This window comes from Chryseobacterium sp. UF-290, assembly GCF_058245615.1.
This window is the reverse complement of record NZ_JBSICB010000004.1, coordinates 14,470-30,565: the sequence shown is the minus strand read 5'-3', so window position 1 is coordinate 30,565 and position 16,096 is coordinate 14,470. Positions and strand designations below refer to the sequence as shown.

General features: G+C 40.3%; 8 protein-coding genes. All 8 read right to left on the bottom strand.

Features of this window, described 5'->3' with window-relative positions:
- Nucleotides 1-122: 122 nt before the first annotated feature.
- On the bottom strand, nucleotides 123-2,531 hold the full coding sequence (locus tag AC4IF5_RS05660; protein ID WP_490732492.1) for an endo-beta-N-acetylglucosaminidase H: 2,409 nt from the start codon (nucleotides 2,529-2,531) through the stop codon (nucleotides 123-125).
- A gap of 60 nt (nucleotides 2,532-2,591) precedes the next feature.
- On the bottom strand, nucleotides 2,592-4,739 hold the full coding sequence (locus tag AC4IF5_RS05655; RefSeq protein WP_490732490.1) for an endo-beta-N-acetylglucosaminidase H: 2,148 nt from the start codon (nucleotides 4,737-4,739) through the stop codon (nucleotides 2,592-2,594).
- Between the two features lie 110 nt (nucleotides 4,740-4,849).
- Nucleotides 4,850-6,277, bottom strand: coding sequence for a glycoside hydrolase family 125 protein (locus AC4IF5_RS05650; protein WP_490732488.1), 1,428 nt, complete (start codon nucleotides 6,275-6,277; stop codon nucleotides 4,850-4,852).
- Between the two features lie 32 nt (nucleotides 6,278-6,309).
- Complete coding sequence (locus tag AC4IF5_RS05645) at nucleotides 6,310-8,541, bottom strand: GH92 family glycosyl hydrolase (protein WP_490732487.1); 2,232 nt, start codon at nucleotides 8,539-8,541, stop codon at nucleotides 6,310-6,312.
- A 126-nt stretch (nucleotides 8,542-8,667) separates the two neighbouring features.
- The gene (locus AC4IF5_RS05640) at nucleotides 8,668-9,639 is read right to left on the bottom strand and encodes a glycoside hydrolase family 130 protein (protein ID WP_490732485.1); all 972 of its coding nucleotides are present in this window, start codon (nucleotides 9,637-9,639) and stop codon (nucleotides 8,668-8,670) included.
- A gap of 105 nt (nucleotides 9,640-9,744) precedes the next feature.
- Complete coding sequence (locus tag AC4IF5_RS05635; RefSeq protein WP_490732483.1) at nucleotides 9,745-11,037, bottom strand: MFS transporter; 1,293 nt, start codon at nucleotides 11,035-11,037, stop codon at nucleotides 9,745-9,747.
- Nucleotides 11,038-11,202: 165 nt separating this feature from the next.
- Entirely contained in the window at nucleotides 11,203-12,828 is a 1,626-nt protein-coding gene (locus AC4IF5_RS05630) for a SusD/RagB family nutrient-binding outer membrane lipoprotein (RefSeq protein ID WP_490732481.1), read from the bottom strand.
- 17 nt (nucleotides 12,829-12,845) lie between these two features.
- Nucleotides 12,846-15,806, bottom strand: coding sequence for a SusC/RagA family TonB-linked outer membrane protein (locus tag AC4IF5_RS05625; protein WP_490732479.1), 2,961 nt, complete (start codon nucleotides 15,804-15,806; stop codon nucleotides 12,846-12,848).
- Between the last annotated feature and the right edge of the window lie 290 nt (nucleotides 15,807-16,096).

Below are 16,096 nucleotides of genomic sequence, written 5' to 3'. Positions count from 1 at the left end.
TTTTAAATTCAAGCCATTCTCTTTTACTGAAAAACAGACAAACAGGAATATGCAGCCTGTCCGCCTGTTTTACATTTCAGTCTTTATATTATTTTTCAGATAACGATCTTATTATCTGATTTTTACTTCACAATAATTTTCCCGGATGATATTATTTTATTATTTCCGGAGGTAATTCTGTAAATATAAGTACCGCTGATCAAATCCTGTGTATTCACTGCGTTATTATTTTGATCGATATTCTGTTTTTTTAATAGTTTTCCAGAGGTATCATACAAAGATACTTCAGTTGCAGAGCGATCATGAATCGTAAAGTGAATATCACTTCCTCTTTTCACCGGATTCGGATAAGCAGCACTGTTATCTTTTACAGATTCAATATCTGCCACAGATAAAGAAGCTGTACAAGGAACATCTGTTCTCCAGTTGGCATCTGTCATATTCACAAGGGTAGCAAAGTGAGTATTTGAAGTGGCATCCAAAGCTCCGTTACCACTGCCTTCATCCATTTTCCAGTTGGCCTCCAGATCTGTAGAGCCCGCTGCAACGTTACATTTATTATCCAGAATTTCCTGAGCGGTCAATGCTCTTTTCCATACTCTGAACTCATCCAGGAAACCATTGATCGTACGGGAATTATCATAATTTCTTCCCAGATAAAGAATACCGTTTGCTGTAAAATTACCTGTAGCAGGTACACTTGCATCAAGAGTACCGTTGACATATATCTTCATCGCTGCTCCGTCATAAGTAGCTGCTACATGATACCATGTATTGGTATTAAATGTCGTATTGGTATTAAGCTTCACCTGAGACGATCCAAAGCTCAATATGAACTGAAGCTTGTTATTGGCCAGGTTTCCATCTCCAAATCTAAGCATTGCCGAATTATTATCTCCGACTTCAATACCCATTACTGATGAAATATATGGGAATGCTGCTTTAAATGAATTGACCTTTACCCAACCTTCAAACGTCAAAGCATTTCCACTCAGATTAAACTGCCCGGCATTAAGGTAGTTCGTACTTCCATTGAACGCAAGGGATCTTGGGCCGGGGCTTGTAACAGGTGCAAAGCCACTGTTGAATGATCCTTCTCCGGAATAAGCACTTGTGGCTCCTCCGCTACATGCTGCCTGTACTTTCCATACATAATTTGTATTCGGGGTCAGGTTTTGCAATGAATAGGTATTGGTTGTGATATTCGCGATTTCAGACCATGTTGAAGCGGCTGTTGTTTTATACTGCAATGTATAGGAAGATGCAGTTCCCGCATCCCACGATAATTGAGCAGTGTTTCCAAGGTAGCTTCCGGATACCAGCCCTGAAGGAGTAGCACATCCGTTTCCTGAATTGAATCTCGGGGCAAATAAATAAGTACTGGTCAGTGTCGAAGAGCAATTGGACTGTATTCTCCAGTCATAATCTGTATTCAGTGCCAGGTTATTGACCACCACGTTACTTCCTGAATAGTTGCTGGCTACATTGGTCCAGACTGTTGAATTGGCCGGTTTATAGTCGATATTGTAGGTTTGTGAGCCGTTGGATGTCCAGTTTAATTTCGCAGAAGTTCCTGTTACATTGGAAACTTCCAGTCCTAAAGGAGGATCACAGGTCTGTCCCTGAGACCATGAATAAAGCTGCCCGCTTAATAATGTATTTTCGTTATACAGAATATTGGAGCCTGTACTCAGATAGTTCGCTACGTTGGTTCCTCCTAAATCGTACCACATGAATACTCCGTAACCATCATTTTTTGTGTTGGTTGCCAAAGTGCTCAATACAGAAGCGGGGGTAGACTGAGGATTTGTATTCTGTATCCAGGTTGCCGCAGCAGAAAGCTTTGAGTTATTAAGCGGCGGTACATTTGGAGCACTGTAGGTTCCATAATAAGGATTCCAGCTATAGTCTATATAATTTCCTGCCTGATCTCCGTTATAGCTTTGTCTTGAAATAGCCGGACCATAATAATAGAATGTGATCAGTTTATCAGGCATTGCCGCTTTAAGCTCCTGCAAAAGCATGACAAAAGAGCTGTTATTAGGCTGTCCCGTCCCGTTATTTCCATATCCTGCATATTCATCATCCAGGTCTACTCCATCCAGCCCATAAGTATAGACAGTATGGGCAACCTGTAAAGCAAAATCTTTAGCGGCTTCACGATTAGGGAAATTGGAAATTCCTGCTCCCTGGTGGTTTCCCAAAATATCAAGCAATACCTTAATTCCTTTCTGCTGTAAAGGTTTTACGTAGGTATTTACATCGTTCAGTACTTTGGTAACATTGTTATTGTTCGAGATATATGCCCTACTTTTAGAAACATCATAATTGATATTGGCAGCAAAGATAATAGCAACATCAAAAAGCTGCCTGCCGGTATTCTGCAAGGTATAAGAACCGGTATTCAGCATATTATTGTTATTCACTTCCACATAGCAGACTCCTAAAGGATTAAGCTGCTGGGCTTTGAGCTGAGAGCCCGCATGTAGCATCAGGGCCATCAGGGGAATAAAAAAGGATTTTTTTTTCATTGTATATTAATTTTTCATTGTTAGGAAAGTCATTGGGCCGGAGCCCAATGACTGATTTTTTTATTTTACCATTAATTTCTCGGTATGTTTCAATTTAGCATTCTCAGATTCAAACTGAAGAATATAATTTCCTGCTGAAAGCTTCGGCAATTCATATGAATTATCTCCTGCTGTCAGCGATTTCGTGTCTAAGAGTCTTCCGTTAAAATCATACACTGTTAATTTTCCTCTGCTGTATTCATCAGGAACAGAAATGGTAAGGGATGAAGATCTGCTTACCGGATTAGGGTACAGCTTTATTGGGTTCTTCACGCTTATTTCTCCGGAGTTTATTGCTTTCTGATTTCCTGATAATTTTGAAGTACCTGTTGTACACGGTATATCTGTTCCCCAGTTGGAAGAATCCACTCCGGTTAATGTTAACGTAACACCATTTCCTGAGCTGTCCTGAACTGTAGAACCGCTTCCCTCGTTAAATTTCCAGTAAGCAGCAAGAGAAGAAGCAGGAACTGATACATTACACATATTCTGACTGATCTCAGTCTGGCTTAGTACTCTCTTCCACACTCTGACTTCATCTATTTTACCGTTGAAATTTCTGGAAGTATTATACAGATATCCTACATTGAACGCTCCGTTAGAGCTGATGTTGCCGGTTTGTGCTTTGCTCGCATTCAAAACACCATTGATGTAAAGCTTCATAGTAGCACCATCATATGTTGCTGCAACATGATACCATGTATTGGCATTCAATGTTGTGGTTGAAGCCAGCTTCTGTTGTACATTATTGATGCTTAACACAAACTGAACTTTATTATTGGCCAGGCCGGCATCTCCTAATCGTAAAAACGCTGAATTACCGTCACTAACTTCTGTTCCCATAATTGATGAGATGTACGGAGACGCTGATTTGAAAGACGAAGGCTTGATCCAGCCTTCAAAAGACAATGCAGAACCGCTCAGATTGAGATTTCCGGCAGCTCCCGATTCACTGCTTCCATCCAGAGAAAGGGCATAGGAACCTGTAGGGTTTGTCGTACCTGATCCGCTGTTGAATCTTGGAGCAAACATATAAGCACTTTTCACACTGCAGTTTGTTCTGATTCTCCAGTCATACTCGGTATTGGCAGTCAATCCTGAAACAGTCACGGAAGTTCCGTTAAGTGATGACGCCACATTCGTCCATGTTGTGGAAGAAGCAGGCTTATAATCCACATCATAGGTATTCGTTCCTACTGCTGACCAGTTTAGTTTAACGCTGGTCCCTGTCAGATTACTGGTGTATAATCCGATAGGGGCGTCACAATTGGTTCCCTGCGTCCATGATTGTAAAGTACCGCTTAAAACTGTTGGCTGTCCATATAAAGTCTGGGTACCTGCTGAAAGCTGTGCCGTTTCATTGGTCCCGTGAAGATCATACCACATGAATACTCCGTAGCCACCATTTTTAGTTTGGGTAGCGAGACTGGTCGTTGTGGAATTGGAAGTATTTCCCATCCACACTGCCGCAGGGGAAATCTGTGCTTTGGTAAGCGGAGGGACGTTCGGGGCAGAAAATGTTCCGTACATGGCATTCCAGCTGTAATTGACATAATCTCCCACTCTGGATCCGTTCCATGAAAGTCTTGAAGCTGCAGGACCATAATAATAGAATGATATGATTTTATCCGGCAGCAATGCTTTCAGTTCCTGCACAAGCATTACAAAAGAGCTGTCATTGGGCTGTCCTGTACCGTTTTTTCCATATTCTGAGTACTCATCATCAAAATCAATTCCATCCAGACCATAAGTATTCACTGTATTGGCAAGCTGTAGTGCAAAGTCTTTTGCTGCTTCACGGTTAGGAAAATTACATATCCCTGCGCCCTGGTGATTTCCCAGAATGGTCAGCACCACCTTCATTCCTTTTTGCTGGAGTGGCTTTATATAGGTATCCGCATTCGTAAGGACCTTGGTAACGTTATTATTGGAATACAGATAAGCCCTACCACGGCTGGTGTCATAATTAATATTAGCTGCAAAAATATTCACAACATTGAACAGGTAGCTGTTCGATGTCTGTAGTTTGTACGCTCCTGCATTCAGGATGTTGTTGTTATTCACTTCCACATAGCATATTCCCGTAGGATTAAGCTGTTGTGCATTCAACAGAGAACCGAACTGAAACATCACTGCAATCAGAGTGGTAAAGATGGATTTTTTTTTCATTGTATAATTTTTTTAAGGTGTGTTGGTGTCTGAATTTTATATAGCATTCCCCTGGTACCTTCTTTTTAAAGAAAGTGCCTCAGATCAATGGACCATATAAAAAGGAAGGGCTATGTCAGTAGCTCAGGATTTTCATTAAAGGTTTTCCATAATAATTCGCCAAATAGCGTATTTGCCCATGCAAACCATTCTCTGGTGAATTTTTTGTCATCGTCTTTATGGAAGGATTCATGCATAAAGCCTGTCCCGCCGTGCGTTTTCTGTAAGGTATCTATACACCATCTGATCTCACTTTTGTCTTTTGTAGTGAGCGCTTTCATAATGATACTCATCGGCCAGATCATGTCAAGTCCTATATGTGGACCTCCTATCCCCTCTGCCAGCTTTCCTTTGAAAAAGAACGGGTTATTTTCCGACCATACAAATTTTCTTGTATTCTGATAAACAGGGTCGTCAGCTTTCACCGCATCCAGATAAGGTAATCCCAGCAAGCTTGGACAGTTCGCATCATCCATCAAATTGTAACTTCCGAAACCATTAACTTCAAAAGCATATATTTTCCCAAATTCAGGATGATTGTAAATTCCGTATTTTTTGATGGCTGCATCTACCTCATCAGCCAGGCTGTTAAGCTGTTGAGCCAGCGTTTTTTCATTTTTAATCTGGGAAACCATTTCCGCAGCCTGACGTAAGCTTACCACTGCAAATAAATTGGAAGGAATCAGAAATCCATAGATCGTCGCATCATCACTCGGCCGGAACATGGAGCTGATAAGACCTACCGGTTTTGTAGGATAGCCGTATCCTCCCATAGGAACTCCATCGGTAGCCCAGGCTGTCGTACGTTCGAATTTGTAAGGGCCTAAGTCTTTTTTTCTCTGCTGTTCTGTAAAGGTTTGTAAAGTAAGCTTGATTCCCTTAAGCCAATTCGCATCGAAAGGTTTTGTATCTCCGGTTGTTTTCCAGAAATGATAAGCAAGACGGATAGGATAACACAGGGAATCTATTTCCCATTTTCTTTCATGGGTTCCAGGCTTCATATCGGTGTGATCATATTCTTTCCATTTGCTGATCTTCTGGTCATCATTGTAGAAAGCATTAGCGTAAGGGTCTTTCAGGATGAATGTTGTCTGCTTATGGATCACTCCCGAGATCAGTTTGTGAAGCTTCTCATCTTTCTTTGAGAACTGCAGATAGGGGAAAACCTGTGCAGAACTGTCACGAAGCCACATCGCATCAATATCTCCGGTAATCACATAAGTATCCGGTGTCCCGTTGGATTCACTATAAAAAACAGTAGTATCTAATGTATTGGGGAAACAGTTTTCAAAAAGCCAGCTCAGTTCTTTATTTTTCACTTTCTTTTTAAAAGCCGCAATAGCACTTTCTACGGATTCACTGGTAAAATGCCTTTTATCTTTAGGAACACGGACAACAGGGAAACCCTCTATGACCAGGTTTTTAGCAAAAACATTCTGAGTAAACAGCAATCCGGCTCCTGCCAGTGCACTTGTTTTAATAAAATCTCTCCTTTCCATTGATACTTTTGTTTCGTTTATTTTTATTAGTCTTATTTTACAGGTTTGCTTCCCATTACAAATCTCAGCTCACCGCCATTCATGATATCGCTATGGTTCAGCTCCCAACTTTTGTATTCTTTTCCGTTCAGGAATATTTTCTGTACATAGATATTTTTGTCCGATATCTTGTCTGCAATCACCGTGAACGTTTTACCGTTCTCCAGCTTTAAAGAAGCTTTCGGGAACTGAGGAGTACCAATAGCATAGACTGGTTTTCCCGGAGTCACAGGATAAAATCCTAATGAAGAGAAAATATACCATGCAGACATTTGTCCGCAGTCTTCGTTATTGACAATCCCGTCTGGTTTGGCGGCGTACATATTGTCACGAATGTATTTTACCATTTTCTGTGTCTTGTACGGGCTTCCCGCATAATTGTACAGGTACGGAACGTGATGCCCCGGCTCATCTCCAAATCCCAAAGATCCGATAAATCCTGAGATATCTACATGTTGTTCTCCCTGCATATTAAGCGATTCAGTAAAGGTTTTATCCAATTTCTCCTCAAATCCTTTTTTACCTCCATACAGATTCATCATTTCATCAATCTGATGCGGAACAAAGAAATCATAGGCCCAGATATTCCCGGAAACCCAATGTGGCTGAAGCTTTTTCCAGTCATTAAGAGGAAAGTCTTCTAAGAATTTTCCGTTTTTCTGTCTTGGCCAGAAATGGTTATTCTCTTTATTAAATGTATTCAGGAAATTCATGGAACGCTTTCTGTAGACTTCTGCTTCCTCTTTTTTACCTAATTTTTCTGCCAGCTGCTGAATGCACCAGTCATCATATGCGTATTCCAGGGTTGCAGAAACTGAAGCTCCGTTTTCAGATGGTGTATACCCTAGTTTGATGTAATCATTAAGGCCTCCGCCTCCATCACTGCTGCTCATTTTATCTGTCAGAGAAGCATCCTTCATGGCAGCAAATGCTTTCTCAGCATCAATACCCGGAACTCCTTTGGAAATAGCATCCCAGATTACCGATACACTGTGATAGCCCAGCATACAGAAGTTGTCGTATCCGCACAGCTCCCAGATCGGCATATGGTCTTTACGGTCCGTATATCTGCTGATCAGAGAGTTCGCGAATTCTTTGGTATGCTTCTGATCCATAATGGTCAGCAGCGGATGAGTAGCCCTGAATCCATCCCAGTAAGAATACGTACTGTAATTGGTAAACCACTTGGTATTCATATTTTCTTCAGCAGCCACATAGTCTCCGTTGACATCCATATAAAGATTAGGTGCAATGAATGTATGGTAAACTCCTGTGTAGAAGATCTTTCTCTGATTATCCGTACCTCCTGTCACCTGGAATCTGCTGATAAGGTCTCTCCATGTCTTTTGTGCCGTTTCTCTGGCTTTTGCGAAATCTACATTCTTCGCTTCCGTATCGAAATTTTCCTGTGCATTCTCCGTGCTTACAGGGGATAAGGAAACTTTCACCTCAATGCTTTCGCTGTCTTCTGTAGAAAATCTTACAAAGGCTTTGGCATCTTTAGCAAGAGCAATCTTTTCGTTATTTTTTATTTTTCCTTCGGCATATACACCGTAAGATTTAAATGGTTTGGAAAACTCCATGACGAAATAAGCAAATCGTTTTCCTCCCCAGCCGTTGCTATAGCAATATCCTTTTATCTTGTTATTCCCTTCTACACTGACCAATGTATGGTAAATATTTCCGAAGATTTTATTCGTTGGATCAATAATGATATTGGCCTCGTCACTTTTCGGGAAGGTATATTTATGAAATCCGACTCTTGGAGAGGCGGTAAGCTCGGCTTTAATTCCATAGCTGTCCAGCATTACGGAATAATATCCCGGAGATGCCGTTTCTTTATCATGACTGAATGTTGAACGGTAGCCCGTTTCCGGCTTATCTTCCGATCCCGGAACCATTTTTACCTGCCCTACGGTCGGCATAATAAGAATATCACCAAGATCCGCCCATCCGGTTCCGCTAAGGTGATTGTGGCTGAATCCCATGATCGTCTTACTGCTGTAGTGATATCCTGAGCACCAATCCCAGTCACCGCTTTTGGTATTCTGATCAGGACTTAGCTGTATCATTCCAAACGGCGTGGTAGCCCCCGGAAACGTATGTCCATGTCCTCCTGTTCCTATGAAAGGGTCTACCCAGGATAAAACATCATTTTTATTTTGCTGGGCATTTGTCACAGAAACCAAAGCTGTAAAAAAGCATATAAGCAGTTCTTTTTTCATGATAAAAGGTATCAGAGGATTTTTAATTTAAAAGTTGGTTTAAAAATATGAAAACCATAACAAAAATCCCAATAAACAAAGTGATTAAGCCGGCTATCCTATTTTCAAAATTTTATTATTCCTTATTTAAATTGAATTCTTTTTCATAAAATCAATAATTTCTGAGATATACCCAAAGGCAATCGCTACTACGGTATCAGCGGCACCGTAATATACTGTTACTTTATCTCCTTCCGTCAAAGCGGCACAAGGGAAAACCACATTCGGAACGTCTCCTGTCATTTCATACAGTTCAGCAGGAGCCAATAAGTAAGGTTTCGTTCTGTACAATACTTTTGAAGGATCTTCAAGGTCAAGCAGAGCGGCTCCCATTGAATACCGGAATCCTCTGCAGGTATTGATCACTCCATGGTAGAAGAGCAACCAACCTTCTTCTGTTTTGATAGGAACCGGCCCTCCCCCGATCTTTGTACATTGCCATGCACTGTCTTCGAAAGGGGTTACTTTCATCACACATCGGTGCTCACCCCAATATTTCATATCAGGACTGTAGCTGATATAAATATCCCCAAAAGGCGTATGTCCGTTGTCACTCGGACGGCTCAACATAGCATATTTACCATTGATTTTCTCAGGGAAAAGAACTCCGTTTCTGTTGAATGGCAAAAAGGCATTTTCACACTGAAAAAATTCTTTAAAGTCAAAAGTATACCCAATCCCGATCGTAGGACCATTATATCCGTTGCACCATGTGATCCAGTAACGGTCTTCTATAAAAGTGACGCGGGGATCATACTTGTAATCGGACTCGATCATATCGGTATTACCCTCCTTCATTTCTATAGGATCATGATTGATATCCCAACTGATCCCATCCTTACTGAATCCTGCAAAAATATTCATCTGTACCGCTTTGTTATCGCAACGGAACACACCTGCAAATCCGTCTTCAAAAGGGATCACCGCACTGTTGAATATACTGTTGGATGTTGGTATCGCATATCTGTTAATGATCGGGTTTTCGGAAAACCTCCACATAATATCATTGCAACCTTCCGGGCGATCCTGCCAGGGGATCATTACTGATTGAGCTGTCATAAAGTATTTTTACTTTTTATTTTTAATTGTTTTATTGATGATGTGGCAAACTTTTATTTAAACCTAACAGGTTTTAAAAACCTGTTAGGTTGAGTGCCAATTTATTTAATTATGTTCTTCTTTATTTTCTGAATAAGGGAACGGAACCAGTAAAGTCACTACAAATGCAGGAATCGTAGCCACCAGAACCCAGATAAAGAACATTTTATATCCGATCCAGTCACTGATCATTCCGCTGAACATTCCCGGAATCATCACGCCAAGGTTCATAATCCCTGTTGCAAATGCATAATGGGCCGTTTTGTGTTTCCCTGGGGCAATCTGCTGCATCATATACAGCATCAGGCCTACAAAACCAAACCCATAGCCGAAGTATTCCACTACAATAGCAACTCCTACCGGTAAAAGATCAACCGGCTGGTAATAAGCCAGTAACGCATATACCACAAAGGGAATATTGAATGCGCAGCACAACCATATCAGAGATTTTTTCAAGCCTCTGGCTGAAATAAAATATCCCGCCAGGACAGATCCTAAAATAAATGCTGCAGAACCATAGGTACCATAGATAAGGCCAATATCCGATGTAGATAGTCCCAGCCCTCCTGACGTTCTTGGCGCTTTAAAAAACAGGGGCGCAATTTTGATCGCGAAACCTTCTGCAAAACGGTACAGAATAATGAAGAGCACAGACCACAGGATATTCTTTTTGGTAAAGAAAGAGGTAATAACCTCCAGCAATTCTTTACGGACATTTCCGGCTGTTTTTTCATTTTTCTGCACTTCCCGGTGTTCTTTCGGTAAAATCAGATAATGATAAACGGCTAATGCAAAGAACAACAATGCATAGATGCCCATAATGATCATCCAGGCATGAGTTACTCCCTTTGTTTTTTCCAAAACTCCGGCAAAATACACCAATGCCCCACTGCTGATAATCTTGGCAAGATTGTAAAAAGCACCCTGCCATCCGATATATTGAGCCTGTTCTTTATTGGTCAGGAAACCAATATACGTTCCGTCTGCCACCACATCATGGGTGGCTCCACAAAATGCAACTACTGCAAAAAGAGCAATACTGTATTTGAAAAAGTCGTGCAAAGGCAGACTTAATGCGATCAACGCAAACAGAATCCCTATGGCAAACTGGGTAGAAACAACGAAGAATTTTTTGGTCTTATAGATCTCCAGAAAAGGACTCCAAAGAGGCTTTAAGGTCCAGGAAAACATAATAAGGGCCGTCCAGAACGTGATCTGTGAATCCGAAACTCCCATGTCTTTGTACATGATCCCTGAAACCGCATTAATGGTTATAAAGGGAACACCCATTGCAAAATACAATGTGGATATCCAAAGAATCGGCTGAATCCGATGGGTTCCGGAGTTGTTTTTTCCCATATTTAAAATAAATTCTACATAAAAAGAGAACATCTCAAAAAGCTCATTCCGGCTAAAACGAAACTATAAATTTGGAGATCCTACTCTACTCTCCTGCCTGAAATGAATCAAATAAAAATCTGATTTTGAGATGCCTCTGTATTGTTGAGTGATTCTGATTACTTATTATTTTTTATCCCACCATAACTTCGTTCCTCCGGTATCCGGTCCGTTAAGCATCTGAGATGCCTGCTGGTAATTATAAAGTGAAGTTTTGGTATCGATAGTAAAAGGAATTCTTCTAATCATCGCTTCTGTACTGATTGCTCCTCCACTATCATTTTTTCTTACCTTGAAAAGGATAGGATATCCTGTTCTTCTCTGCTCTGCCCATGCTTCGGGTCCGTTCGGATAAAGGGACAACCATTTCTGGGTAATAATCCTTTCTAATTTTCTTTCGTTGGTATCACTGTTATTCCAAGCAATAGTGATGGTACTTAGCTGAGGATTTCCGGCAAGTACATTATTGTCTGCATTTTTAGGATCAATATAAGGCGCTTCCATAGATGTTGTATCGGCAAGATAAGTGCCCACATCTGCACTTTTACCCCATTCACCGAAAGACTGCTGAACACCCGTTTCATAATTGCTCTGAACATCACCGGCGCCAGCATATCCCCTTAAGGCAGCTTCAGCTTTCAGGAACCAGGTTTCTGCAGCAGTGAATAGTTTCATTTTACCGTCAGTAGCTGAAAAATAATCGCCATTTGCCGATTTCGCTTGTGGTTGTGAGAAAGCGCCATAGGTTGATTTACCATTTAATAAATCAATCCCCTGACGTATTCCTATATATTTCCCCTCAACTTCTGTATCTTTTGCAGGAATAGCATATGCAGGAAGTCTTGGGTCATTATATCCGTTCATATAAGCCATCAAAGGTGCCCCTATCAAACAGTCTCCCCAGGAATAGATGATAAAGCTCAGTTCAGACTGTCCCACACTGATCAATGCATTATCCGCGTTATCCGTGATCAATCCTGCTGACGAAGCTAATGCCTCTTCTGCATATTGTTTTGATTTGGCGGGGTCAGCATAGCTCATTCTCATGGCTAGTCTAAGCTTAAGTGAATTAGCCAGTTTCGCCCATTGCGCCATATTTCCGCCATATACCAAATCAGCATTTGTCAATGAACTTTTATCTTCTACATTCTGTGTCGCCGGAGTAGCCATTACTTTCTGTAAATCTGTAATAGCTGAAGTAAGATCAGCGATAAAATAATTGTAGGCTTCCTCCTGGGAATCAAAATCGGTAACTCCATTAGGATTCGGCTTTTCATATTTGCTGTATACTACAGGGCCATGATTGTCTGAAACTCTTGCTGCTGTAATAACTTTCAGAATTTTTTTCACAGCGAATGTTCCGGTAAAATCTACTCCCGGATAATTATTTTTAGCTGCGTTATCAATAATGATTGAGTAATTGAAAATATCCTGCTGCCTGGCAATAATCCTGTTATTCCATCCATCCATCATAGAGTAGGTAAGATTATTTACCCCACCGTTGAATGGAGTTGCCGTACTGAACATTCCACTGTACATGTCCGCACTAAGGTTGGGATAGAGCTGATAGTCTGCCTGCAGCCCTCTCTGTATAGATTTCATAGGGTTAACAACAGCGATAAAGTCTGCATAGAAATTTTCAGGACCACCAAGTTTTTCCTGATTATACTGGTCAAAATCATCGGTACATCCTGTTGCGGAAAGCATTAATACAGCTCCGAATACTAATATTTTAATATTATTGATTTTCATTTTTGTAATTGTAAAAGTTAGAAGTTAGCTTTTAATGATAATCCGATAGATCGGGTAACCGGTAGTCCGAATGAGTCTACTCCTACTCCACCAGGTGTGTTGCCTGATACCTGTTCAGGGTCAAATGGTGCTTTTTTATAGAAGAAAAATAAATTGGTTCCTACTAAGCTCACCGTTGCATTCTTCATATATTTTGAATTGATATCAAATGTATATGCAATGGAAGCCTGACGTAAACGTACTGTTGTAGCACTGTACAGATAAGCTTCGTCAATTCCTTTTCCATAACCTTCTGTAGTACCCACTGTCTTATAATAATCTTTTGGATTCGTCAAACCGGTATAAGCCTGTCCTTCATTAGGAGTTCCAGGTGCATATACAGCATTAGGAATGGATATTCCCCCGGCATCTCTTGCATCAGCGGAAGCCTGGCTGACGCCATACTGATCATTGGCCTTTTCAGTAAGAGAAAGCACCTTACCTCCAAACTTACCGTCAATAAGGAAAGAAATTCCCAGTTTACCAATATTAAATGCATTATTGAAACCCAGAATAAACTTAGGGTTCGGGTTCCCAAGGTAAGTAGGAATATTATCTGCTAATGGAACTCCTTTTTCGTTCACTAAAATACGTCCCTGATCATCTCTTTTGAACTTAATTCCGTAAAGATCTCCAAAAGACCCTCCCAGCTTAAGTCTCGTATACTCACCTCCTCCTGTCAATGAGAATAGCTGTTCTTCCGGAATGCTCAAGCTTGGTGGAAATAGCTCAACTATTTTATTTTTGTTAGCTGATGCATTCACGGTAGCAGTCCATCCGAATTTTTCTAAATCAAAGATTTTATAAGACAGGGAAGACTCAAAACCTGTATTTCGGATTTTTCCGGCATTGAGGTAATATGATCCCGGAGCTAACCCTCCTAAGTTTGAATAGACTGTTGTTTCCAGCAATTGATTACTTGTATTGGAATTATAATAGGTAATATCAAAATTTAACCTGTTATTCAATAACCTTAGCTCAGTACCGGCTTCAAAAGTTTTATTAAGCTCCGGTCTTGGAAGTAATGCTTCAAAACCAGGACCTGTAGCAAAAGAACTTTTAGGGTATACAATTGTTCCAGCATCTACTCCATAAGTATATCCTTTATTGTATTCAACCATTGCATTGGAAATATTGGTTGGTAATCCCAATCCTACAGTTGCATAAGATCCTCTTATTTTCCAGAAATTGATAACTTCCGGAAGTTTGAATATGGAAGATAATATGGCATTGGCTCCTACAGATTCATAGTCAAATCCGGTTCTTCCGGTTAAAGCTAAGGTAGAATCCCAGTCGTTTCTAAAGGTCATGTCTATATAGAACATATTTTTGTATCCTACAGAAGCGCTTGCAAAAACAGACTGCACCTGTTTTTTCATATTTGTATAGGTATGGTGATATCCGTCTCCAGGCGCTCTGTTTATATTCCACTGAAGGTTATTTAAAGTGAAAAGATTTGGATTGGCCAGATAAGCGTTATCAATCTGTGTTATCTTGTTTCTTGTAGTATTGATACTCCCTCCTATCGTAAAATCTAAAGAGATAGATTCACTCAGCTTAGGACTACCAACAAGCAAAACATCACCATAAGTAGAGGAATTTTCATAAATATTCTTAAGAATTCTGCCATTAGTACCATTAGCCAGTAAACTAGGCGCTGAAAAAGCGGCTATGTCACGCTGACTATCTGATATATTCCAGCTATAGTTTCCTCTTACTCTTGCAGACAACCACGGATTGATCTGATAAGACAAAGAAAGAGCTCCATATACATTCTTATTGCTCACAGTAACCGGATTTCTGTTTAAAATCCAATAAGGATTCTGCGTCACCGGATTTCCTTTGAAGCTTCCATCCGGGTTAACCTCCCACCAATTCTGAGCAGGCAAAAACCTTGTTTTATCTAAATAAGAATAGCTATTAGGTCCATACTGGTCAAAATCTACCCCTCTTGGTAGCCAATACAAACTTGTCAAAGGAGAAAAAGAGGCTCCCGGAGTCTGTCTGTTCTTACTTTCCTGTAAGGAACCGATAAAGTTTGCATCTAATGTTAATTTATCATCCAGGAATTTACTTGAATTCCTGAAAGAGACATTATACTGATCAAAATAAGACATAGGAACCACTCCCTTATTGGTTGTATTTCCAATAGAGAAATAACTGGTTGATTTTTCGTTCCCTGACTGGAAGGAAAGACTGTTTACCCAGGTAGTCCCTGTTTGCAGAAAATCTTTAAGATAATCCTTTGATTCCCCTTTAGCTCCCCAGCTGTCAACAGACTGTCCAGGCTGCTGACCCGGAACAGATGGATCATAAGACAAATAACTGTGTTGCAACTTTGGAAGGCTGTATGCTCTGTCCACTGTAAGACTGCTGCTGTAAGTAATTGAGCTTTTACCTGCTCGTCCTTTTTTAGTTGTAATCAGAATAGCTCCGTTTCCTCCTGCAGAACCATATAACGCAGAAGCAGAAGCTCCCTTCAGAAAATTGATACTTTCAATATCATCAGGATTGATCGAGCTCAATACATCTCCGGGATCCGGCATATTGGAGTATTGTCCGATATCTGCTGATTTTCCCGTTCCATTGATGATAGGAATTCCATCGATTACATATAATGGCTGGGTGTTGTTTACAGATTTATTACCTCTCATGATCACCCTTACGGAGCTTCCTACACCATTAGTTCTGTTGATCTGCACATTGGAAACTTTTCCGTTGATCGAGTTTAAAAGATTGGGCGTTTTCACTTCGGTCAGCTCATCTCCTCCAATCTGCTGACTGGAATACGTCAGAGAGCGGGCCTGCCTTTTGATCCCCAAAGAGGTGACTACGACCTCCTGAATATTGGTTGTCTTAGTAGTGTCAGCCGCTTTTTGCTCCTGTGCATTCGCAGAAAGTGAAAAAACGAACAGAACTGGTATAACTGCTTTTCTCATAAGGTTTAGATTCGTTAGATTTAATTGAGAATCAATTACATTACTTTATTTTCCAATACAAAAAAATTATTGTTTTTTAAGCAACATTTTGTCGTTTATGTATTAAATTATTTAAAGTTTGTTAAGATTTAATTCACATTAACAAATCTAAATTTTGTAACCAGTCAGATATAATACTATTTTATCATAAAACGATATTATTTTTTCAGTAATTTAATTTAAAAGCAAATAAAACACTGTATACCAATACAATACACCCTTATTTAAACGATTCAAAAATGAGGATATAT